Source organism: Burkholderia stabilis (assembly GCF_001742165.1).
GTDB classification, from domain to species: domain Bacteria; phylum Pseudomonadota; class Gammaproteobacteria; order Burkholderiales; family Burkholderiaceae; genus Burkholderia; species Burkholderia stabilis.
This window is the reverse complement of sequence record NZ_CP016443.1, coordinates 1,397,645-1,417,296: the sequence shown is the minus strand read 5'-3', so window position 1 is coordinate 1,417,296 and position 19,652 is coordinate 1,397,645. Positions and strand designations below refer to the sequence as shown.

The following is a 19,652-nucleotide window of genomic DNA, read 5'->3' as shown; positions in this document are numbered from 1 at the left end:
GCGTCGTAGCGCAGGCCGTCATGCGTTTAGCGGGTGATCGGCGCGCGCGCGGGCGCCGGGTCGATACCGTCGCTCACGCGCGCGGCCTGAGCACGACGATGCCCGGCGTGTTCTTCACGTACTCGACAAAAGGCGAATCGACGACCTTCATGTTGGCCTTTTTCGACGACGCATTGCGCAGCATCGGCCCGTCGGGCGTGTCGATGAAGAAGCCGACGTGCGTGACGTCGAGGCCATCGGCCTTCGCGTAGATGCCGATGTAGTCGCCGGTCCGCAGGCGGCTGACGACATAGTCGTCGACGAATTCGCTCGGGATATGGACGATGTCCCGGCTGACGACCGGCAACCCCGGCAGGTATGCGCTGCCGTCGGCTTTCCGGTTGAGCTGCTTCGTGACCGTGGTGGCATGCACGCTGATCGTGGCGGTCACGTCGTCGGCCAGCACCTGCGGCCGGTAGGCCCAGTCGGTGAAGAAATGGCGGCGATGCGTGAAGCTGATGTCGCCGTTCACGTAGCGCGTCGGCACGAGGCGGCTCGCGTAGTCGGTTTTCGTCGTCGCCTTTCTCGCGGCTTCGACATAGTCGAGATAGGTATAGCAATCGAGCCCGCTGAAGTCGATCACCAGTTGCTCCGGCATCGTCGACGATCCCTTCAGCATGTCGCCTCGATAAGGCGTGCCAAGAAATTCACGCGACAGGGCTTCGATGAGCGGGCCGGTGGCGCTGTCCGGCTGCGCGGCGCGTATCGCCAGCAACGCGTCGAGCTTGGCGGAGGTCTCCGGATTCAGGGTCGCCAGCGCGGCTTGTTGCTGCATCGTCGTTGCATCCGGCGGCGGTGACGACGTGACGGACGCACCGCCGTCGCAGCCGGCCAATGCGAGCGCGACGACCAGCGGCAAGAATTTTCTGAAGTTCGTTTCAATCGGCATACGCGGGTTCGGGTTGGAGGTTTCAAGCAAGCGTCAAGGGCGGGTGAAGATCGATCCGGCCGGATCGTCGGGCATTCGATGACGGACAGGTATCGCCGGGCCTGGCTTGCGATGGACGATATTGAATAGACGAGCGAACCTCAAGAAATCTCAACGAAATCTGAATTAACGAGATAGCGTGGCGGCACATCGTGTTCATGGTCGTTCGCGTATCATCGTCGCTTCCGTTACTCCCGTTCCGGTTCCCGCCATGACCTCTGCCGCTTCCGTTGCCGGCCACGACACACGCGTCGCATCGGGCGCGGCGCTGCCTTCCCGCCTGCCGTTGATTCAGGCGCCGATGGTCGGGTCCTTCAGCCCGCTCGCGATCGCGGTGTGCGAAGCCGGCGGGCTTGGCTCGCTTGCGTGCGCGGCGCTCGGCCCGCAGCAGCTGCGCGACGAGATCGCGGCGATCCGGGCGCGCACGCCCGCGCCGTTCAACGTGAACTTCTTCTGCCACACGCCGCCCGCGCCCGACGCCGAGGTCGACGCGCGCTGGCGCGCGGCGCTCGCCGGCTACTACGCGGAAGCCGGGCTCGATCCGGCCGACGTGAAAGGCGGCCCCGGCCGCGCGCCGTTCGACGATGCGATGTGCGCGGTCGTCGAGGAGTTGCGGCCGGCCGTCGTGAGCTTCCACTTCGGGTTGCCGGACGATGCGCTGCTCGACCGCGTGCGGCGCGCCGGCGCGCGGGTCGTGTCGTCGGCGACGACCGTCGAGGAAGCGCGCTGGCTCGATGCGCGCGGCGTCGATGCGATCGTCGCGCAAGGTGCGGAGGCCGGCGGCCATCGCGGGATGTTCCTGACCGACGACATCCACGCGCAGCCCGGCCTGTTCGCGTTGCTGCCGCAGATCGTCGACGCGGTGCGCGCGCCGGTGATCGCAGCCGGTGCGATTGCCGACGGGCGCGGTATCGCGGCCGCGTTCGCGCTCGGCGCGCGCGCGGTGCAGATCGGCACGGGTTACCTGCTGACGCCGCAGGCCGGCCGCTCGGCGCAGCATCGCGCGGCGGTGCGCGCCGCGCGCGACGACGGCACGCGCATGACCAACCTGTACACGGGCCGCCCCGCGCGCGGCCTGCTGACGCGTTTCATGCGTGAGCAGGGGCCGATGAGCGCGCTCGCACCCGCGTTCCCGCTCGCGACGGCCGCGGTCGATCCGCTGCGCGGCGCATTCGAGCGGCAGGGCCGCGACGATTTCTCGCTGCTGTGGTCGGGCGAGGCCGCGGCGCTCGCGCGCGAAGCGGACGCCGGCGAACTGACGCAGCGCCTGTGGGACGACGCGCTGGCCTGCGCGGCGGGGCTGCGCGACGCGATCGGGCGGGCCGTCTGAACACGCGCGGAAGGGGGCGCCGGCGGCGGATCATCGGCGTATGATCTGGGTTTTCGTCAGCCCGATCCAGGCCCCCCACCATGACCTCCGTCGACACTACCCCCGTCCTCGACCATGACAAGCTCGTTACCTTCATCGAGCGCAAGTGGAACGATGAAATCCTCCACGCACTGACCGACTACATTGCGATTCCCGCGAAGAGCCCCGCATTCGACCCCGACTGGGCGAAGCGCGGCTATCTCGAGCGCGTCGTCACCGATGCCGCGCAGTGGGCCGAAAAGCAGCCCGTGAAGGGCCTGAAGCTCGAGATCGTGCGCCTGCCCGGCCGCACGCCGGTGATCTTCTTCGAATCGCCCGCGACGCGTTCGGGCAGCACCGACACGATCCTGCTGTACGGCCACCTCGACAAGCAGCCCGAATTCGACGGCTGGCGCGCGGACCTCGGCCCGTGGACCCCCAAATTCGAGAACGGCAAGCTGTACGGCCGCGGCGGCGCGGACGACGGTTACGCGATCTACGCGAGCCTCGCGGCGCTCGGCGCGCTCGACGAGCAGGGCATCGAGCGGCCGCGCTGCGTCGGCCTGATCGAAACCTGCGAGGAGTCGGGCAGCTACGACCTGCTGCCGTACGTCGACGCGCTGCGCGACCGGCTCGGCCAGGTGTCGCTCGTCGTGTGCCTCGATTCGGGCGCGGGCAACTACGACCAGATGTGGCTCACCACGTCGCTGCGCGGGCTCGTGTCCGGCGACCTGCAGGTCGAGGTGCTGGAAGAAGGCATTCACTCGGGCGTGTATGGCGGCATTGCGCCGTCGAGCTTCCGCGTGATGCGCCAGTTGTTCGAGCGCCTGGAAGACGCGAAGAACGGCAACCTGCTGCCGGGCGTGTTCCATTGCGAGATTCCGTCGAGCCGCGTGCGCGAAGCCGATGCGGCCGCCGCGATCCTCGGCGATGCGGTGTGGAAGGGGCTGCCGTGGGCGTGCGGCGCGGACGGCAAGCCCGTGCTGCCGACCACGACCGACCCGCGCGAGGCGCTGCTGAATTCGACGTGGCGGCCGTCGCTGTCGGTGACGGGCGCGGCCGGCATGCCGGCGCTCGCCGATGCCGGCAACGTGCTGCGTCCGCGTACCGCGTTCAAGCTGTCGCTGCGGCTGCCGCCGCTCGTCGATGCCGCGCAGGCCGTGCAGCAGTTGAAGGACTTGCTCGAACTCGATCCGCCGTACAACGCGAAGGTCACGTTCAAGCCGGACGCGGGCGCCGCGACCGGCTGGAGCGCGCCGGATCTCGCGCCGTGGCTCGCTTCGTCGCTCGATGCGGCATCGCGCCGCCACTTCGGCGCGGACTGCGCGTACATGGGCCTCGGCGGCACGATCCCGCTGATGAACGTACTGCAGGAAGGGTTCCCGGCCGCGCAGTTCATGGTGTGCGGCGTGCTCGGGCCGAAGTCGAACGCGCACGGCCCGAACGAGTTCCTGCACGTGCCGTATGCGAAGAAGCTGACGGCGGCAGTCGCGGACGTGATCGCGACCGCGCGCTGATCGCCGCGGCTGCCCGACCCAATCCGACCTGATTCGACGGAGCCTTGCCGATGACTGCACTGCCGACGCCCGACACCGAACCGCTGCGCATGCGCGCCGAACCGCTGCACGCATTCGTCGCGGCACTCTGGGAACGGGCCGGCAGCAACGAGCGCGAGGCGCGGCTCGTCGCCGATCACCTGGTCGGCGCGAATCTCGCGGGCCACGATTCGCACGGGATCGGGATGATCCCGAACTACGTCGCGTCGTGGCGGGAAGGGCAGTTGAAGCTGAACGCGCACGCGTCGATCGCCCGCGACGGCGGCGCCGTGCTGTCGATCGACGGCGGGCGCGGCTTCGGCCAGGTGATCGCGTTCGAGGCGATGGTCGAAGGGATCGAGCGCGCGCGGCGCATGGGTATCTGCGCGATCGGGCTGCGCGACGTGCATCATCTCGGCCGTATCGGACACTGGGCCGAGCAGTGCGCGCGCTCGGGGCTCGTGTCGTTCCATTTCGTCAACGTGCCTGGTGACCTGCTGGTCGCGCCGCTGCACGGCACCGATCCGCGCTTCGGCACGAACCCGTTCTGTGCCGCGTATCCGCGTGCGGGCAAGCCGCCGCTGCTGCTCGATTTCGCGACGAGCGCGATCGCGTACGGCAAGACGCGCGTCGCGTACAACCAGGGCAAGCGCGTGCCGGCCGGGTCGCTGATCGACCATCGCGGCCAGCCGACCGACGATCCGGCCGTGATGCACGAGCAGCCGTTCGGCGCGCTGCTGCCGTTCGGGCTACACAAGGGTTATGCGCTGGCGGCGATGTGCGAGATCTTCGGCGGCGCGCTGGTCGGCGGGCATACGACGCACGCCGACACGCTGCAGAAGACGAGCGCGATCGTCAACGGAATGTTGTCGGTGCTGATCGATCCGAACGCGTTCGACGCGGCCGACGCCGAGCGCGAAGCCGACGCGTTCGTCGCATGGGCGAAGGCGTCGCCGCAGGCCGGCGACGCGCCGGCGCGGATGCCGGGCGAGCCGGAGGAGGCGAGCCGCGCCGCGCGCGTCGCGGATGGCATTCCGGTCGATCGCGCGACGTGGCGGCAGATTCGCGAGAGTGCGGCGGCGGTCGGTTTCGACGACGCGGCGCTCGATGCGTGGACGCAGCACTGCGTCGGCGCGGCGTAACCGGCAAGGGCGGCCGGTGAGCTGGCAGTCGGACAAGGCGCACGGCGAGGAGATCGCGTACCAGATCGCGAGCCTCGGCCATATCTCGGTCACGCGGTTTTTCAGCGGCGCGGCGATGCGGCTCGACGGCGTGATGTTCGGATTCATCGCGCGCGGCTCGCTGTTCCTGCGCGTCGACGACGTGAATCGCCCGGCGTTCGTCGCGGCAGGCATGGGATCGTTCACGTATGCGAGGCCCACGCGCACCGTTTCGCTCGAGGGGTACTACGAAACGCCGGCCGATGTGCTCGAAGATGCGGGCGCGCTGTTCGACTGGTGCCGCGGCGCGTATCGCGCGGCGCTGCTGGCGGGGCCGCCGAAGCGCAAGGCGAGGGCTGCGCCGAAATTGAAGCCGGCGGTGGAACTGGAATCGAAACCGGAATCGAAACCGGCGTCGAAACGGACCTCGAAGGCGTCGGCGAAACCGGTGGGGAATCCAATGGCGAAATCGGCGGCAAAACCAACGGCAAAACCAACGGCAAAAACGGTGGCGAAATCGACGTCGAAACCAGCTTCAAAAAACCCACCCGTGAAACGCAAGCAAGCGTAGTGCCTGTCACGCGAAGCGGTAGCCTCGCGGTTTCCGCTTTCAGCCCTTTTTCTCCCGCTCGAACGTCTTCAGGCAGCTCGCACGACGTGCCGCAGCCCACGCACGACCAGCGGCCCGAAACCGTCAAGCCCGCCGCGCCGCATATCCGGCATGCTTCACAACGGCGGCCCCGGCGTTTATGATCGCGCGGGTTGCGCCCGTGCACGGCGCGACCCGCGCCGGCCTTGCCGCCGGCCCCGCGAACGGCGCACCGTACGCCGCGCGGCAAGCTTCCCCACTCATCATTCAGACGGAGACAGTCGATGCACGTCCTGATTCTCGGTTTAGCGATCTTCCTCGGTGTGCACTCGATCCGGATCGTCGCCGACGGCTGGCGCGCCGCGATGATCGCGCGGATCGGCGAGAAAGGCTGGAAAGCCGGCTATGCGATCGCGTCGCTCGTCGGTTTCGTGCTGATCGTGCGCGGCTACGGGATCGCGCGCGAGAGTGCGACGCTGCTGTGGGTGTCGCCCGTCGGCGTGCGTCACCTGACGGGCATGCTGACCGCGGTCGCGTTCGTGCTGATCGCCGCGTCGTACGTGCCGCGCAACCGGATCAAGACGCTCGTCGGGCATCCGATGCTCGCCGGCGTGATGGTCTGGGCGGTTGCGCACCTGCTCATGAACGGCACCGTGCACGCGGTCGTGCTGTTCGGCGCGTTCTTCGTGTGGTCGCTCGCCGATTTCGTCGTGTCGCGCGCGCGCGATCGCCGCGACGGCGTTCGTTATCCTGCCGGCCGGCTGTCGGGCGACATCGCGGCCGTCGCGGCCGGGCTCGTCGTCTGGGCCGTATTCGCGCTGTTCCTGCACGGCCCGCTGATCGGCGTGCGGCCGTTCGGCTGAACGCGCACGCCGGGCAGCCTGACGGCGGTCAGCGCGCCTTCGCGCCGGACGCTTGCCCCAACGACGGCTGCCTGCGCCGCACGAAGTACGATGCGACGATCGCGAGCGCCGTCGATACCGTGAACCAGAACTGGAAGCGCGAATCCGGGTTGAAAGCCTGCGACCCGAGCACGGCGACCAGCGCCAGCAGCGCGACCCAGTTCGACACCGGATAGAACCACGCGCGGAACGCCGACGGATCGCGTTGCTCGTGCTTCGTCTGCCGGCGCATCGCGAAGTGCGCGACGATGATGAAGATCCACACGATCATCACGAACGCGCCGCTGCTTTTCGCGAGCATCAGGAACAGGTCGCCGCCGCTCAAGAAGTGCACGCCGAGGATCGACACGCAGATCGCGAGGCACAGCACGAGCGCGTTCATCGGCACGCCCTTCGCGTTGGTGCGGCCGAACATCGCGGGCGCGTGGCCGCGCTGGCTGAGCGAGAACAGCATGCGCGAGTTCGAGAACAGGAACGAGTTCATCACCGACATGAACGACACGAACAGCACGATCTTCATCGCGACCGCCGCGCCGGTGAAGCCCGCCATGCTGAACAGCGACACGTACGGCGATTTCAGGTTGGCCTTGTCGGTCCACGGCATGCACAGGATCAGGATCGACACCGAGCCGACGTAGAACACCATCACGCGCACGATCACGCTCTTGATCGCGCGGATCACGTTCTTGCTCGGGTTTTCCGATTCGCCCGCGGCCACCGCCGCGATTTCGCTGCCGCCGAGCGAGAAGATCACGACCATCACGCCGGCGAGCACCGGCGAGATGCCGTTCGGCATGAAGCCGCCGTGGTCGGTCAGGTTCACGAGCCCGGGTGCGGGAATGCGCGGCTGGAAGCCGAGCAGGATCGACGCGCCGAGCGCCATGAACACGATGATCGTCGCGACCTTCGCGAACGACAGCCAGTATTCCGCTTCGCCGAACGAGCGCACCGAATACGCATTGCTCGCGATCAGCGTGACGAGCATGAACAGCGCACCGCCCCAGATCGGCAGCCACGGCAGGAAATCGTGGAGGATCGCGCCGAGCAGGATCGCTTCGACGGTGATCGTCATCATCGACTTGAACCAGTACAGCCAGCCGACCGCGAAGCCGGCCCATTCGCCGAGATAGGCGCTCGCATACGTGGAGAACGAGCCGCTGTCCGGGTTGCGGGACGCCATTTCGCCGAGCATGAACATGACCAGCGTGACGATCACGCCGCCGATCAGGTACGACAGGATCGCCGCGGGGCCGGCTGTCGCGATGATGGCGCCGGAGCCGACGAACAGGCCCGCGCCGATCACGCCGCCGAGCGCGATCATCGTGATGTGCCGTTGCTTGAGGCTTTGCCTCAACGAGTTGTCCTGCATCTCCTACCTCTAGTTATTGTTGGCCGGGAAGGCATCGGGCGGCGCGGCGGCGAGCATGTTGCCGCCGCAAGGCGCGTCGATGTCGAGGGAGCGTGTGTGACGCGATGTGCCGGGCCGCCGGTGGTGTCGGGGTGGCGGCCGCGAAGTGCCGGTCGGTGCCCGCGAGAGGGCGATGACGACGGCAACCCCGGATTGTGGGCGGACACCGGCGCGACGGCAAACGAGATATGCGAAAGACGTCTTGCGGTTTGCTCATCAATTGCCGCTGCGGCAGCGGCGGCGAGCGTGCGTCAGATCGGTTTGACGAACAACCCGACGGTCAGCACCGCGCCGATGCAGACGATCCCGATGCGCATGATGCGTTCGTTGACGCGCTGCAGCGCCCACGTGCCGAGCAGCCCGCCGACGATCGCACCGCCGCCGAGCGCGAGCGCCGAGCCCCAGTGGAGTTGCGGCGACGTCAGGAACAGCACGACGGCCGACGCGTTCATCACGCCGGCCAGCGCGTTCTTCGTCGACATCGCGTGGCGCGGCGACAGGCCGGCCATCGTCAGCGTGGCCATCATCAGGAAACCGAGCCCGCCGCCGAAGTAGTCGCCGTAGATCGCGATCATGAACTGCGCGATCGCGGCGGGGACCGCGCCAAGGTGGGCCGTGCCTTCGCGCGGCTTGCGGAAGAAACTGCCCCACGCGAACACGATCGTCGCGAACAGCACGAGCCACGGCACGAGGCGCGAGAAGATCGATGAAGGAGTTTTCAGCAGCAGCAGGCCGCCGAGCGCACCGCCGACGATGCTGATCGCGAACATCGTGCGAAACGACAGCTTGCCCACGCCGCGCACCATGTTGCGGCTCGCCCAGCCCGTCGTGACCTGCGCGGGAAACAGCGCGACCGTCGACGTGATGTTCGCCGCGAGCGGCGACATGCCCGACACGATCAGCGCGGGCAGCGTGACGAACGAGCCGCCGCCGGCGAGGGTGTTCTGCAGGCCGGCCCAGAGGCCGGCGAGGATGACGAGGGCGAGCATCGGTGCGGGAACGGGAGGGTGGCGGGGCTCGCTTGCCGGAAGCGGGCACGCGTTGCGGACGCACGATGGTAATGCAGGATCGCAGGCGCGGGAAGCGGCAGGATCGCAGGCGCGGCATGCGCGGGCGGCGCGCGTCCATGCCGGCGTCGACATGAACTACATGGAGGTCCGGCGATGGGCGCGGCGCAAGGCGCCCGATATCGTTGTTTCCGCGCGGCAATGTGCTGGCCTTCGACGGTCGCCGTGCCGACTACAACCCCTGCCAGGAGACACGAATGACGCATACCCAGGTCGTGCCGTTGACGCGGTCACGTTCGCCGGTCCCGCCCCGCAACTGCACGTTCGACGTGCGCGATTGGGAAATACTGAGCCGTTACTGGCATCCGGTCGCGTTCGCGAGCGACGTGCGCGATCGCCCGCTCGGCGTGACGCTGCTCGACGAGCGGCTCGTGCTGTTCCGCGCCGGCGACGCCATCGTCGCGGCGCGCGACGTGTGCCCGCACCGCGGCGCGCCGCTGAGCCGCGGCTGGGTGGTGGACGATCGCCTCGTGTGCCCGTATCACGGCCTCGAATACGCGGCCGACGGCAAGTGCGCGCATATCCCGTCGCAGCCCGACGGCCCGATTCCTGAGCGCCTGTGCCTGACGACTTATGCCGTGCAGCAGGCCTACGGGCTCGTGTGGGTATCGCTGGGCGGCGGGGAGCTGCCGCTGCCCGATTTCCCCGCGTGGAATACCGAGGGCTTCCAGCAGATCCTGCCGCCGTCGATCGATATTCACGCGTCGGCCGGCCGGCAGACGGAAGGGTTCATCGACGTGGCGCACTTCGCGTGGATTCATCACGACAGCTTTGCCGACCGGCGCAATCCGGTCGTGCCGCAGTACTCGGTGGAGCGGCGCGAGAACGGGTTGAAGGCCGAATACGTCAGCACGGTCAGCAACTTTCCGAAGTCGATGCAGCATCGTGCGCCCGAAGGCTTCTTGTGGCGCCGCGTGTTCGAGGTCGACGTGCCGTTCTTCGCGCGCCTCACCGTGCATTTTCCGGAAGGCGGCCGGCTCTCGATCCTGAACGCGGCCAGCCCGGTTTCCGCCCGCGAGACGCGCCTGTTCGTGCCGATCGCGCGCAACTTCGATCGCGACCTGCCGCTCGACGACGTGTACGCGTTCAATCGCCAGGTGTTCGAGGAGGATCGCGAGATTGTCGAGCAGCAGTGTCCTGAGGATCTGCCGATCGATCGCACGCAGGAAGCGCCGATCCTCGCCGATCGCTCGTCGGGTTTCTACCGGCGTGCGCTTGCCGAGCTGGGGCTCGGCCAGAAGTACGCAAGCTGATTCGTGCACGGGAGAAAGCGATGAAGATCTGGGAATGCGTGATCTGCGGGTTTCGATACGACGAGGCCGAAGGCTTGCCGCAGCACGGGATCGCGGCCGGCACGCGCTGGGAAGACGTGCCCGACGACTGGATGTGTCCGGACTGTGCGACCGGCAAGCACGATTTCGACATGCAGGTGGTGGCGGCATGAGCGCACCCGAAAAGTCGGAGAACCGGGGCGATCCCGTCGTCATCGTCGGCACGGGCCTCGCGGGTTATACCGTGGCGCGCGAGTGGCGCAAGCTCGACGGCGACACGCCGCTCGTGATGATCAGCCGCGATGACGGCTGCTTCTATTCGAAGCCGGCGCTGTCGAACGCGCTCGCGCAGCGCAAGACGCCCGAGCAGCTGGCGATGTCCGATGCGCGGACGATGGAAGGGCAACTGCGCGCGTCCATCTGGACACGATGCTCGGTGCAGGCGATCCGCGCCGACGCGCGCGAGATCGTGCTCGATGACGCGCGGGTGCTGCGTTATCGCGCGCTGGTCCTCGCCACCGGCGCGGATGCGCGGCGCGTGCCCTGCGAAGGAGATGGCGCGGCCGACGTGCTGTCGGTCAACGACCTGGCCGACTACGCGCGCCTTCGCAATGCGCTGCACGACTGCCGATCGGTCGCGATCCTCGGTGCGGGCCTGATCGGCTGCGAGTTTGCGAACGATCTGGTGGCCGCGGGGCTGACGATCACCGTGATCGATCCGGCCGACGCGCCGCTGTCGCGGCTGCTGCCGCCGGAAGCCGGGCAGGTGTTCGCGCATGCGCTCGGCGATGCGGGCGTGCATCTGCGGCTCGGCGCGGGCGTGCGTTCGATTGCCCGTCTCGCGCGCGGATACCGGCTTGCGCTGACGGATGGCGGGCATCTCGACGCGGACCTCGTGATCTCGGCGATCGGGCTCGTGCCGAGAACCGCGCTCGCGCGGGAGGCGGCGCTCGAGGTCGCGGACGGGATCGTGACCGACGCGTGGTGCCGCACCAGCACGCCGGACATCTTCGCGCTGGGCGACTGCGCGGCGATCGACGGGCGCGTGCGGCCCTACGTGCTGCCGATCATGCACGCGGCGCGCGCACTCGCGCAGTGCCTGCGCGGCACGCCGGCGCGGGTGGCGTTTCCCGTGATGCCGGTGGTCGTGAAGACGCCGGCCATCCCCACGGTCGTCGTGACGGCGGACGACGGCGGCCGCTGGACGACCGAGACCGGGGTCGGCGACGTGCCGCGCGCGACGCGCGCGCTCTGCTCGGATCCCGAGTCGGGGCGCCTCACGGGCTTTGCGCTGCTCGACGCGGCGACGGCGGAAAAAGCCGCGCTGCTGAAGGCGATGACCGACACCGCATCGACATGACCGCATCACCGCGCGCGTGCGCGCGGCCCCTGAAAGGGCGCCTTTCCAGGTGCGCCTTCGACAGGCAGCCCCTTCGCTGACCGACCCCTGTCGCGGATACGGCCCGCACGACGTGCGCGGGCCGCTCCGTTGGTCGCCGCGAGCATTCGCTCGCGGCTTTTTTGCGTTTCATCGCGTATTGCATGCGTTTTCCGGCACCAGCTTCTTCGCAACGCCCGAGACGAGGCGCCGCAGCCAGATGGCGGCGGCGCTGCGATGCGTGCGGTCGTGCCAGAGCTGGTAATAAGTCAGCGCCTGCGGCTCGCACGGAATCGGTTCGATGCGCAGCGGCAGCAGGCTGCTGAAATGCATCGCGAGCGCGCGCGTCGTCGTGAACAGCAGGTTCGAACGCATCAGCACGTAAGGCGCCATGCCGAAGTAGGGCATCGTCGTCGTGACGTTTCTCGACAGGCCGCCGCGCGCGAGTTCCCGGTCGATCGTGCCGAGCCCCGTCGCGTGATGCGTTGTCACGCCGAGATGCTCGGCTTCCCGGTAGACGTCGGCGGTGAGCTGGCCGCGCTTGATGCGGTGATCGTCGCGCATCAGGCACACGAGATCGTCGCGGCACAGCGGCTGCAGATGCAGTTGCTGGGCAGGCGTGCTCCAGTTGCCGACGGCCAGGTCGAGCGCGCCGCTTTCGAGCGCGTGTTCGTAACCGCCGTCCACCGTCATCAGGTGCTGGAACTCGATGCGCGCGCCCGGTGCTTCGTGCTTGCAGGCGTCGACGATCGCGGGCAGGAAGAACACGTCGAGATAATCGGGGGAGCCGATGCGGAACGTCCGTCGCGTCGTGGCGGGGTCGAACTTGCTGGCCGGATTCAGCACGGCGGCGATGCCGGCCAGCGCCTGGTCGAGCGGCTCGACGAGCGTCATCGCGTGGCTGGTCGGGACCATCCGGCTGCCGCTTCTCACCAGCAGCGGATCGCCGGTGATCGCGCGCAGCCGGCGCAATGCGACGCTGATGGTCGGCTGCGATTGCCCCAGCAGCACGGCGGTTCGCGAGACGCTCGATTCGGTGATGAGCGTGTGAAGGGTCTTCAGGAGATGTGCGTCGATGACGTGTCGGGACATGCGGGCCGCCGGTGGGGGTTTTTTGTCATCGATGTATACGTAGCGATATTTCGGTCGTCAATCGAGCGGGTCGCCGGAGCAGCCGGCCGGGCCTTGCGGGGCGGACCTCATAACGGATCGGATATTGCGTCTATGCCTGCGCGTTCATGGCTGTGGAGTGGCCGGCTCATGACACGGCCGAGCGGACACGCACCTTCGGGTTTTTTTTGTCTGTTCGGCGCGAGTGTTGCATCCCTGTTTTGCCGAAGGCTCATCACGCGTAATGGGTTCGAAAAACGCTGATTTCAGCCAGGAAGCCACCTGATTTAACGCTTCATTACGATGGGCTTACCCGAAAGATGCTAAATTCGCCCATCGTTATCTCGGAAAGCAGTGAGGGCAGACAGATGCTGAAGAAATGGGCCGGAATGGCCGTGATGGTCGGCGCAACGGCGGTGGTCTCGCTGCCTGCCGTGGCAGGCGACACGAACAACGCGCTGGGCGGCGCGCTCGGTGGCGTCGCGGGTGCGGCGGTCGGTAACGCGGTCGGCGGGAGCACGGGCGCCGTCATCGGCGGGGCCGTGGGCGGCGGCGCAGGCGGCGCGGTGACGTCGAACAAGCGCGAACGCACGGGCGCCATCGTCGGCGGCGCACTGGGCGGCGGCGCAGGCACCGCTGCGGGCCACGCGCTGGGCGGCACGACCGGCGGCCTCGTCGGCGCTGCCGTGGGCGGCGGTGCGGGTGCGGCGCTGGGTGGCCATGTGTCGCGCAACAACTCGCGTTCCGACGACCATTACCGCGGCAACAAGCACAAGAAAAAGAAGCGCTACAAGCACGACGACTGACCGGCGGTTCCACGGCGAGCCGCAGTGAAGCAAGTGGCTACGAAGCGTGCATCGTCACGATTTCATCCCCCGCGCCTGGGCGAACGCCGATGGCGTCGGGGCGCCGTCCGTCAATCGCAATGAAGGCGGTCAATCCGCCGTGCCGTTCCCGGTGATCAGCGCGTTGAGCACCAGATTCGAGATGGTGCGATAAGCCGCGTCGAAATCGTCGTTCCCCAGCGTGCGCTTGCCGAGCACCAGCAGCATCTGGGGCGCGAAATCCGCATACGACTGCGTGGCTGCCCAGATCAGGAAGAACAGGTGCTCCGCATCGACCTGCCTGACCTTGCCTTGCTCGATCCAGCGCTCGAGCACCCGGATGTCGTCGCGCAGCACCGGGATCAGTTGCTTGCGGATTTCCTTTCCGTAGGTCTTCGCGCCGCCGATGATCTCCAGCGCAAACACCCGCGAGCCATGCGGGCGGTTTCTGGAGAATTCGAGTTTGGCGCGGATATAGGCCGACATCGCTTCCGCCGGCTCGCGATCGGGAGCGGCAAATTCCCTCATCCTGCCCAGCCAGTCCCGCAATACGTCGTCCAGCACGTGCTTGTAGAGCGCCAGCTTGGTCGGGAAGTAGTACATCAGGTTCTGCTTCGACAAGCCGGCGGCCGCCGCGATCGTCGTAACCGAACTCCCTTCGAATCCATACGTGGAAAACGATTCTTCGGCGGCGGCGAGAATGGCCGCCTCGAGATTGTCGCGCAGCGCTTCGCGCCGGCCGTGAGGCCGGGCGGGTGCTCCTGCAGTCGGCTCGGATGGGTTCATCGCCGTTCTTCCGCAAGCATGCCGGGCCGAAGACGTTGCACGCTCAACGCGCGCCGGCTTCGGGGTAGGTGATGCGTTCGGGCGCGCGCTGCATGATGACCTTCCCGGCGCGCAGCGACGTTCGCACCTTCGCCTGTTTGCGAATCACTTCATAGTCGCAATCCGCGTCGAGGATCAGCAGGTTGGCCGGCCGCCCGACCGCGATGCCGTAGCGATCGCCGAGGGACATCGTATTGGCGCTGTGCTCGGTGACGAAATCGAGGCACCGCTGCAGGTCTTCGTAACCGAGCATGTGGCACACGTGCAGGCCGACGTCGAGGATGCGCAGGATGTTGCCGTTGCCGACGGGATACCACGGGTCCTTGATCGAATCCTGGCCGAAGCACACGTTGATGCCGGCGCGATCGAGTTCGGCCACACGCGTGATGCCGCGCCGTTTCGGATAGGTGTCGAAACGCCCCTGCAGGTGGATGCTTTCGGTCGGACACGAAATGAAATGGATCTCCGAGCGCTTCAGCAACCGGAAGAGCTTCGAGCAGTACGCGTTGTCGTAGGAGCCCATCGCGGTCGTGTGGCTCGCGGTGACGCGCTTGCCCATCCCGCGAACCCGCGCTTCCTCGGCGAGCACTTCCAGGAAGCGTGAATGCGGATCGTCGGTCTCGTCGCAATGGACGTCGACGAGGCAGTCTTTTCGTTCGGCGAGATCCATCAGGAACTTGATGGAGCTCACGCCCTGATCGCGGGTGTTCTCGAAATGCGGAATGCCGCCGACCACGTCTGCGCCCATTTCGATCGCGCGCTCCATCAGCGCGCGGCCATTGTCGAACGACTCGATGCCTTCTTGCGGGAATGCGACGATCTGCAGATCGATGAGATCGCGCGCCTCTTCCTTCACCTCGAGCATCGCCTTCAACGCGGCAAGCGTGTGATCGGTGACGTCCACGTGCGTGCGCACGTGCTGAATGCCGTTGTCGCGCAACATCCCGATCGTCGTGTGCGCGCGGGCCTTCGTGTCTTCATGCGTGATGGTGGCCTTGCGCTGGCCCCAGCGTTCGATGCCTTCGAACAGCGTGCCGCTCATGTTCCACTCGGGGTCGCCGGCGGTCAGCGTCGCATCCAGATGGATATGCGGCTCGACCAGCGGCGGGATCACGAGATTGCTGCCTGCATCGATGACGTCGTCGCCTTGCGCCGTCAGCGGTGCAGCCTGGAGGTCGATGGCGCGAATCGTGTCCGCATCGATGTCGATCGTGAAGCGGCCGCTACGGCCGCGCAATGTTGCGTTGATGATTTTCATGAGCGTTCCTGTTGTTCGAGAAGGGGCCGGCAAAGGCGCGCAGCGGGATCATTCGCCCTGGACGGACGGCTCGCGCGAGAACGCGCGGGCAACCTGCAGCAGCACGATGTAGGCGGCGGCGGACGCCGCGATGCCGACGATCGGTGCGATCCACGGCGACGTATAGGCGAGGGCGGCGCCGATCGCATAGGCGGCCAGACCGACCAGATTGAAGCGCGGAAGGCGGGCGGTGGCAAGCGACGGGTATTTCCCGCGATGGCGGTACCAGTAGTCCGCCATGATCACGCCGCCGACCGGAGGAATGATCGAACCGAGCAGCACCAGGAACGGAATCAGCAACTCGTACATCCCGCCGACCGCGAGCACGATGCCGATCGCCGCGCCCACGAGGACGAGCGTGCGGCGCCGTTCGGTGCGCAGCAGATGGCAGCCGGCGGCCGCCACGTTGTACATCGTCGGCCCCTGGATGGTCCACAGGTTCAGGCACAGCATCACGACCGCCGCGATCGACAGGCCCTGCAGCATCATCACCTCGACGATGTCGGCTTGCTGATAGACGATCGCGCAGTACGCACCCGCGATGATCATCAGGCCGTTGCCCGCGAAGAACCCGATCATGCTGGCCGACACGGCGCTGCGCGCGCTGCGTGCGAGGCGCGTCCAGTTGGTTGCCTGCGTGGCGCCGCTCGCGAAGGTGCCGATGACCATCGTCACCGCGGCCGAGAACTGCATCGGATGCGACGGCACGACGTGCTTGAGGCCGGCCCACCCGCCGATGTCGCGGGTGGCGATCCACATCGACGTCATCAGCAGCACGAACATCAACGGCACGGAGACACGCGACAGCACGTCCATGCCGCGATAGCCGATGATGGCCGTGATCGAGAAGCCGAAGCCGAAGAGGATCATCAACGGCGTGGTCACGGACGCCGGCCAGCCCAGCAGCTTCACCAATACGATCGCCACCGTCGCGGTGCCCCACGCGTACCAGCCGAGTTCCGCGAAGCCGAGCAGGAAATCGGACAGCTTGCTGCCGACTTCCCCGAAGCAGAAGCGCCCCATCAGCACGGCATTCAGACCGCTGCGCGCGGCGATCAGCGCCAGCGACGCCGCATAGGCGGCGAGCAGCAGGTTTCCGATCACGGCGATCTGGATCATGCTGACGACGTCGAACGCGACGCCGATCTTGCCGCCGGCAAACATCGTGCCGGTGAAGAACGTGAAACTCAGCAACACCATCGTGATGGACAGAAATCCGGTGCGTTTCTCGAGCGGGACTTCGCTCAGCGAGAATTCTCCGTGATCCGATTCGGCCGTCGGGCGTGAATCCTGGTTCGTGGGCATCTTGTCTCCCGTGGGCGATGGGGGTGGGTCTGAAAGGGCTTGCGGGGGCCGTGCATGAGCAGATGACGCGCTGTTTCAGCGCGTTATTCTCCCTGGCCAAAATTTTTACAAGGGTAAAAATTCAGGCCGGGAGTATGCAGGAAAAATGACCGGACATGAAGAACGTGCGGCCCGATCGAGCTCAGTCGGCGGATCGTCTTTCGACTGCCTCGTCGACCGCCTCGCCGACCGCCGCGCGAAAGCGTTGCAGCGCGGGCATATCGGCCATCGGCACCAGGTGAATCAATGCGATTTCGCTCACTGGCATCATCGGAAAGCGCGCCAGCACGTCGAGCAGGCTCGATACGTTCGACTCCACGATCATCGGTGGCGGCGCGAGCGCGTCTTGCTGCAACCACCGCATGCTGCGCGGCAGCAGCGCCACGCTCACCCCCGGCAAGTATTCCGATGCGCAACAGCGGGGGCCGCTCGTCGCCTGATTAGCCGGCCAGCGCGACGTCGAATTGCGCGAGCGCGATCCGCAGGCGCGGCAGCACCGCTTCGCCTTCGGCCGTGACCTGTCCGCCGTGCGTGATGAGCATCGTGCGGAATACGGCCGCGAGCCGTTTCGTGCAGGACGCAGTGCAGTACTCATTAATCAGACCAATCCGCCGTTTCCCCGCCCGCTTGCTCCCGTGAAATTGTCATGATAGTTTTTCATGAAATTTCTCGACAAGAATTTCACGGGAGTCCGCATGTTCGTGCAGTCCGACCGTCACGTCGCAAGCTACTACGCCGGCACGTATCCGGAGCCGATTCCGCATCGTCCGGAGCTGGACGAACGCATCGACGCCGACGTGCTCGTCGTCGGCGCGGGCTTCAGCGGGCTGCATACGGCGTTGCGCCTCGCGCTCGCCGGCAAGCGTGTCGTCATGCTCGAAGCGAGCCGCGTCGCGTGGGCTGCATCGGGCCGCAACGGCGGGCAGGCGTTGCTCGGCTGGTCGTGCGACATGCAGCCGCTCGAGGATTCGCTCGGCCGTGACGGCGCGCGCGTGCTGTGGGACAGCATGCGCTGGGCCGCGGCCGAAGTGCGCGAACTGCCCGGGCGGCACGGCTTCGACATCGACTATCGGCCCGGCAGCCTGTGGGCCGCGGTGCGGCCGCGCCGCGTCGCGATGCTCGCGCAGGCCCGCGACGAGGCTGCCGAACGCTGGGGCTACGACCGGCTGCGCGTGATCGAGCGGGCCGACATGCCGGAATGGATCGGCGGCTCACGCTATCTCGCGGCGCTCTACGATCCCGAGGCCGGCCACTTGAATCCGCTGAAGCTCGCACTCGGCCTCGCGCGGACGATCGAGCGCGCGGGCGGCCGGATCTTCGAGCAGAGCCGCGTGCTCGACTGCCGCGAGACGGCCGGTGGCCATATCGCGCGCACGGCGCGCGGCGAAGTGCGCGCGGACGTGCTCGTGCTTGCGTGCAACGCGTACGTCGACCAACTCGATCGCAATCTGGCGCGCCGGCTGCTGCCGGTCGGCACGTATCAGGTTGCGACCGCGCCGCTCGCGCCCGATGTCGCGCGTTCGCTGCTACCGCAGAACAGTTGCGTGATCGACAACCAGTTCGTGCCCGATTACTTTCGGCTGAGCCCCGACAACCGGCTGTTGTTCGGCGGCGGCTGCACGTATCTCGGCGGCATCCCGGCCGATATCGCTGCAGCGACGCGCCCGCATCTCGAACGCGTGTTCCCGCAACTGGCCGGCGTGGCGCTCGATTACGCGTGGGGCGGCCACATCGACATCAGCATGCGCCGCACGCCGGACATCGGCCGGCACGGGCAGCGCTTCTGGCTGCAGGGCTTCTCGGGACACGGCGTGCTGCCGACGCTCGCGGGCGCGCGCGCGGTCGCCGACGCCGTGCTCGGCGACGAGCGCCTGCTCGCGCAGTACCAGCGCATCCGCAACCCGCGTTTCCCCGGCGGTGACTGGCTTGCCGCGCCGCTGGAGGCGCTCGGCAAGGCCTGGTACCGTCTGCGCGACACCGTCTGACCGCATCGCATCGGAACTCACCATGAACGAACAGGAAGAGATAGAAAGTCTGGCGATCCTGATCCGTGACCTGCGCAAGCATCGCAAGGTCACGCTGAACGACCTCGCCGAGCGGATCGGCCGCTCGGTCGGCTTTCTGTCGCAGGTCGAGCGCGGGCTGTCGCGTCCGACGGTCGCGGATCTCACCGCGATCGGCGAGGCGCTCGGCGTGCCGACCACGTATTTCTACAGCCTGAGCAAGCCGCGCAGCGTGCCGTGGGTCACGCGGCCCGACGAGCGGCGCACCGTGTATTACGCGGCCGGCATTACCGACATCCTCGTGTCGCCGAACATGCGCTCGCGCTTCTCGATCCTCGAAAGCCATCTCGCGCCCGGCGCGAGCAGCGGCGAGCGGCCCGTCGACGACAGCGACGAGCAGGGCGGCTTCGTGCTCGAAGGCGAGCTGACGATCTGGATCGACGGTGATGACACGCCCGTCACGCTCGGCCCGAACGATGCGTTCCAGCTGCCTGCACACCGGCGGTTCCGTTATGCCAACCTGACCGATGCGCCGACGCGCGTGATCTGGGTGTTCACCTGAGTTGTCGGCGGGGCGGGCGGCGTTGCAGGCCGTCGCGCCGCGCAGCTTGTTTGTTGTACTGA

At 67.3% G+C, this 19,652-nt stretch carries 19 protein-coding genes; 11 read left to right on the top strand and 8 right to left on the bottom strand.

What is annotated here, in order from left to right; genetic code table 11:
* Positions 1–73 precede the first annotated feature (73 nt).
* Positions 74–928, bottom strand: coding sequence for a DUF1460 domain-containing protein (locus BBJ41_RS24300; protein WP_069748809.1), 855 nt, complete (start codon positions 926–928; stop codon positions 74–76).
* A gap of 250 nt (positions 929–1,178) precedes the next feature.
* Here BBJ41_RS24300 and BBJ41_RS24295 point away from each other — a divergent pair, with 250 nt between their 5' ends.
* The 5 genes from BBJ41_RS24295 to BBJ41_RS24275 all read left to right on the top strand — a co-directional run bounded on the left by BBJ41_RS24295 (position 1,179) and on the right by BBJ41_RS24275 (position 6,462).
* Positions 1,179–2,297 carry an NAD(P)H-dependent flavin oxidoreductase gene (locus BBJ41_RS24295; RefSeq protein ID WP_069748808.1) on the top strand — a complete coding sequence of 373 codons (1,119 nt, stop codon included), beginning with the start codon at positions 1,179–1,181 and terminating at the stop codon, positions 2,295–2,297.
* 80 nt (positions 2,298–2,377) lie between these two features.
* The gene (locus BBJ41_RS24290) at positions 2,378–3,832 is read left to right on the top strand and encodes a M20 family metallopeptidase (protein WP_069748807.1); all 1,455 of its coding nucleotides are present in this window, start codon (positions 2,378–2,380) and stop codon (positions 3,830–3,832) included.
* Between the two features lie 50 nt (positions 3,833–3,882).
* Entirely contained in the window at positions 3,883–4,992 is a 1,110-nt protein-coding gene (locus BBJ41_RS24285; RefSeq protein WP_069748806.1) for a malate/lactate/ureidoglycolate dehydrogenase, read from the top strand.
* A gap of 16 nt (positions 4,993–5,008) precedes the next feature.
* Positions 5,009–5,581 carry a TfoX/Sxy family protein gene (locus tag BBJ41_RS24280; protein WP_069750354.1) on the top strand — a complete coding sequence of 191 codons (573 nt, stop codon included), beginning with the start codon at positions 5,009–5,011 and terminating at the stop codon, positions 5,579–5,581.
* 302 nt (positions 5,582–5,883) lie between these two features.
* Positions 5,884–6,462: an NnrU family protein gene (locus BBJ41_RS24275; RefSeq protein WP_069748805.1), complete on the top strand. Its 579-nt coding sequence runs from the start codon at positions 5,884–5,886 to the stop codon at positions 6,460–6,462.
* A gap of 28 nt (positions 6,463–6,490) precedes the next feature.
* Here BBJ41_RS24275 and BBJ41_RS24270 read toward each other — a convergent pair whose 3' ends face one another.
* Both BBJ41_RS24270 and BBJ41_RS24265 read right to left on the bottom strand, forming a co-directional pair.
* Complete coding sequence (locus BBJ41_RS24270; protein ID WP_069748804.1) at positions 6,491–7,870, bottom strand: amino acid permease; 1,380 nt, start codon at positions 7,868–7,870, stop codon at positions 6,491–6,493.
* A gap of 290 nt (positions 7,871–8,160) precedes the next feature.
* The gene (locus BBJ41_RS24265) at positions 8,161–8,898 is read right to left on the bottom strand and encodes a sulfite exporter TauE/SafE family protein (protein WP_069748803.1); all 738 of its coding nucleotides are present in this window, start codon (positions 8,896–8,898) and stop codon (positions 8,161–8,163) included.
* 275 nt (positions 8,899–9,173) lie between these two features.
* Between BBJ41_RS24265 and BBJ41_RS24260 the strand changes: the two genes are divergently transcribed.
* From BBJ41_RS24260 to BBJ41_RS24250, 3 genes are read left to right on the top strand one after another with little or no spacing between them, the layout of a single operon-like run.
* The gene (locus BBJ41_RS24260) at positions 9,174–10,229 is read left to right on the top strand and encodes an aromatic ring-hydroxylating oxygenase subunit alpha (protein ID WP_069748802.1); all 1,056 of its coding nucleotides are present in this window, start codon (positions 9,174–9,176) and stop codon (positions 10,227–10,229) included.
* A 20-nt stretch (positions 10,230–10,249) separates the two neighbouring features.
* Entirely contained in the window at positions 10,250–10,420 is a 171-nt protein-coding gene (locus BBJ41_RS24255) for a rubredoxin (protein ID WP_048250728.1), read from the top strand.
* The gene (locus BBJ41_RS24250) at positions 10,417–11,607 is read left to right on the top strand and encodes an NAD(P)/FAD-dependent oxidoreductase (protein WP_069748801.1); all 1,191 of its coding nucleotides are present in this window, start codon (positions 10,417–10,419) and stop codon (positions 11,605–11,607) included. Before BBJ41_RS24255 ends, BBJ41_RS24250 begins: the two co-directional genes overlap by 4 nt.
* 168 nt (positions 11,608–11,775) lie before the next feature.
* Here BBJ41_RS24250 and BBJ41_RS24245 read toward each other — a convergent pair whose 3' ends face one another.
* Positions 11,776–12,717, bottom strand: coding sequence for a LysR family transcriptional regulator (locus BBJ41_RS24245; RefSeq protein WP_069748800.1), 942 nt, complete (start codon positions 12,715–12,717; stop codon positions 11,776–11,778).
* A gap of 386 nt (positions 12,718–13,103) precedes the next feature.
* On the opposite strand from BBJ41_RS24245, the gene BBJ41_RS24240 reads away from it, so the two are divergent.
* Entirely contained in the window at positions 13,104–13,541 is a 438-nt protein-coding gene (locus BBJ41_RS24240) for a hypothetical protein (RefSeq protein WP_069748799.1), read from the top strand.
* Positions 13,542–13,670: 129 nt separating this feature from the next.
* Here BBJ41_RS24240 and BBJ41_RS24235 read toward each other — a convergent pair whose 3' ends face one another.
* The 4 genes from BBJ41_RS24235 to BBJ41_RS24220 all read right to left on the bottom strand — a co-directional run bounded on the left by BBJ41_RS24235 (position 13,671) and on the right by BBJ41_RS24220 (position 17,416).
* Positions 13,671–14,345 (bottom strand): TetR/AcrR family transcriptional regulator, encoded by a 675-nt coding sequence (locus BBJ41_RS24235; protein ID WP_069748798.1) that lies wholly within the window; start codon positions 14,343–14,345, stop codon positions 13,671–13,673.
* Between the two features lie 43 nt (positions 14,346–14,388).
* A complete protein-coding gene (codA, locus tag BBJ41_RS24230; RefSeq protein WP_069748797.1) occupies positions 14,389–15,642 on the bottom strand; it encodes a cytosine deaminase in 1,254 nt (417 codons plus the stop codon).
* Positions 15,643–15,690: 48 nt separating this feature from the next.
* Positions 15,691–16,986, bottom strand: coding sequence for a cytosine permease (gene codB, locus BBJ41_RS24225; RefSeq protein ID WP_069748796.1), 1,296 nt, complete (start codon positions 16,984–16,986; stop codon positions 15,691–15,693).
* Between the two features lie 181 nt (positions 16,987–17,167).
* Positions 17,168–17,416 (bottom strand): hypothetical protein, encoded by a 249-nt coding sequence (locus BBJ41_RS24220; RefSeq protein WP_069748795.1) that lies wholly within the window; start codon positions 17,414–17,416, stop codon positions 17,168–17,170.
* A gap of 304 nt (positions 17,417–17,720) precedes the next feature.
* On the opposite strand from BBJ41_RS24220, the gene BBJ41_RS24215 reads away from it, so the two are divergent.
* Positions 17,721–19,010: an NAD(P)/FAD-dependent oxidoreductase gene (locus BBJ41_RS24215; RefSeq protein ID WP_069750353.1), complete on the top strand. Its 1,290-nt coding sequence runs from the start codon at positions 17,721–17,723 to the stop codon at positions 19,008–19,010.
* A gap of 22 nt (positions 19,011–19,032) precedes the next feature.
* Entirely contained in the window at positions 19,033–19,590 is a 558-nt protein-coding gene (locus BBJ41_RS24210) for a helix-turn-helix domain-containing protein (protein WP_048245547.1), read from the top strand.
* The last annotated feature ends 62 nt before the right edge of the window (positions 19,591–19,652 follow it).

Bases quoted from the DNA above. Each gene is read 5' to 3' on its own strand.
- BBJ41_RS24300 (WP_069748809.1), bottom strand. From the start codon at position 928: ATGCCGATTGAAACGAACTTCAGAAAATTCTTGCCGCTGGTCGTCGCG.
- BBJ41_RS24295 (WP_069748808.1), top strand. From the start codon at position 1,179: ATGACCTCTGCCGCTTCCGTTGCCGGCCACGACACACGCGTCGCATCG.
- BBJ41_RS24290 (WP_069748807.1), top strand. From the start codon at position 2,378: ATGACCTCCGTCGACACTACCCCCGTCCTCGACCATGACAAGCTCGTT.
- BBJ41_RS24285 (WP_069748806.1), top strand. From the start codon at position 3,883: ATGACTGCACTGCCGACGCCCGACACCGAACCGCTGCGCATGCGCGCC.
- BBJ41_RS24275 (WP_069748805.1), top strand. From the start codon at position 5,884: ATGCACGTCCTGATTCTCGGTTTAGCGATCTTCCTCGGTGTGCACTCG.
- BBJ41_RS24270 (WP_069748804.1), bottom strand. From the start codon at position 7,870: ATGCAGGACAACTCGTTGAGGCAAAGCCTCAAGCAACGGCACATCACG.
- BBJ41_RS24265 (WP_069748803.1), bottom strand. From the start codon at position 8,898: ATGCTCGCCCTCGTCATCCTCGCCGGCCTCTGGGCCGGCCTGCAGAAC.
- BBJ41_RS24260 (WP_069748802.1), top strand. From the start codon at position 9,174: ATGACGCATACCCAGGTCGTGCCGTTGACGCGGTCACGTTCGCCGGTC.
- BBJ41_RS24255 (WP_048250728.1), top strand. From the start codon at position 10,250: ATGAAGATCTGGGAATGCGTGATCTGCGGGTTTCGATACGACGAGGCC.
- BBJ41_RS24250 (WP_069748801.1), top strand. From the start codon at position 10,417: ATGAGCGCACCCGAAAAGTCGGAGAACCGGGGCGATCCCGTCGTCATC.
- BBJ41_RS24245 (WP_069748800.1), bottom strand. From the start codon at position 12,717: ATGTCCCGACACGTCATCGACGCACATCTCCTGAAGACCCTTCACACG.
- BBJ41_RS24240 (WP_069748799.1), top strand. From the start codon at position 13,104: ATGCTGAAGAAATGGGCCGGAATGGCCGTGATGGTCGGCGCAACGGCG.
- BBJ41_RS24235 (WP_069748798.1), bottom strand. From the start codon at position 14,345: ATGAACCCATCCGAGCCGACTGCAGGAGCACCCGCCCGGCCTCACGGC.
- codA (WP_069748797.1), bottom strand. From the start codon at position 15,642: ATGAAAATCATCAACGCAACATTGCGCGGCCGTAGCGGCCGCTTCACG.
- codB (WP_069748796.1), bottom strand. From the start codon at position 16,986: ATGCCCACGAACCAGGATTCACGCCCGACGGCCGAATCGGATCACGGA.
- BBJ41_RS24215 (WP_069750353.1), top strand. From the start codon at position 17,721: ATGTTCGTGCAGTCCGACCGTCACGTCGCAAGCTACTACGCCGGCACG.
- BBJ41_RS24210 (WP_048245547.1), top strand. From the start codon at position 19,033: ATGAACGAACAGGAAGAGATAGAAAGTCTGGCGATCCTGATCCGTGAC.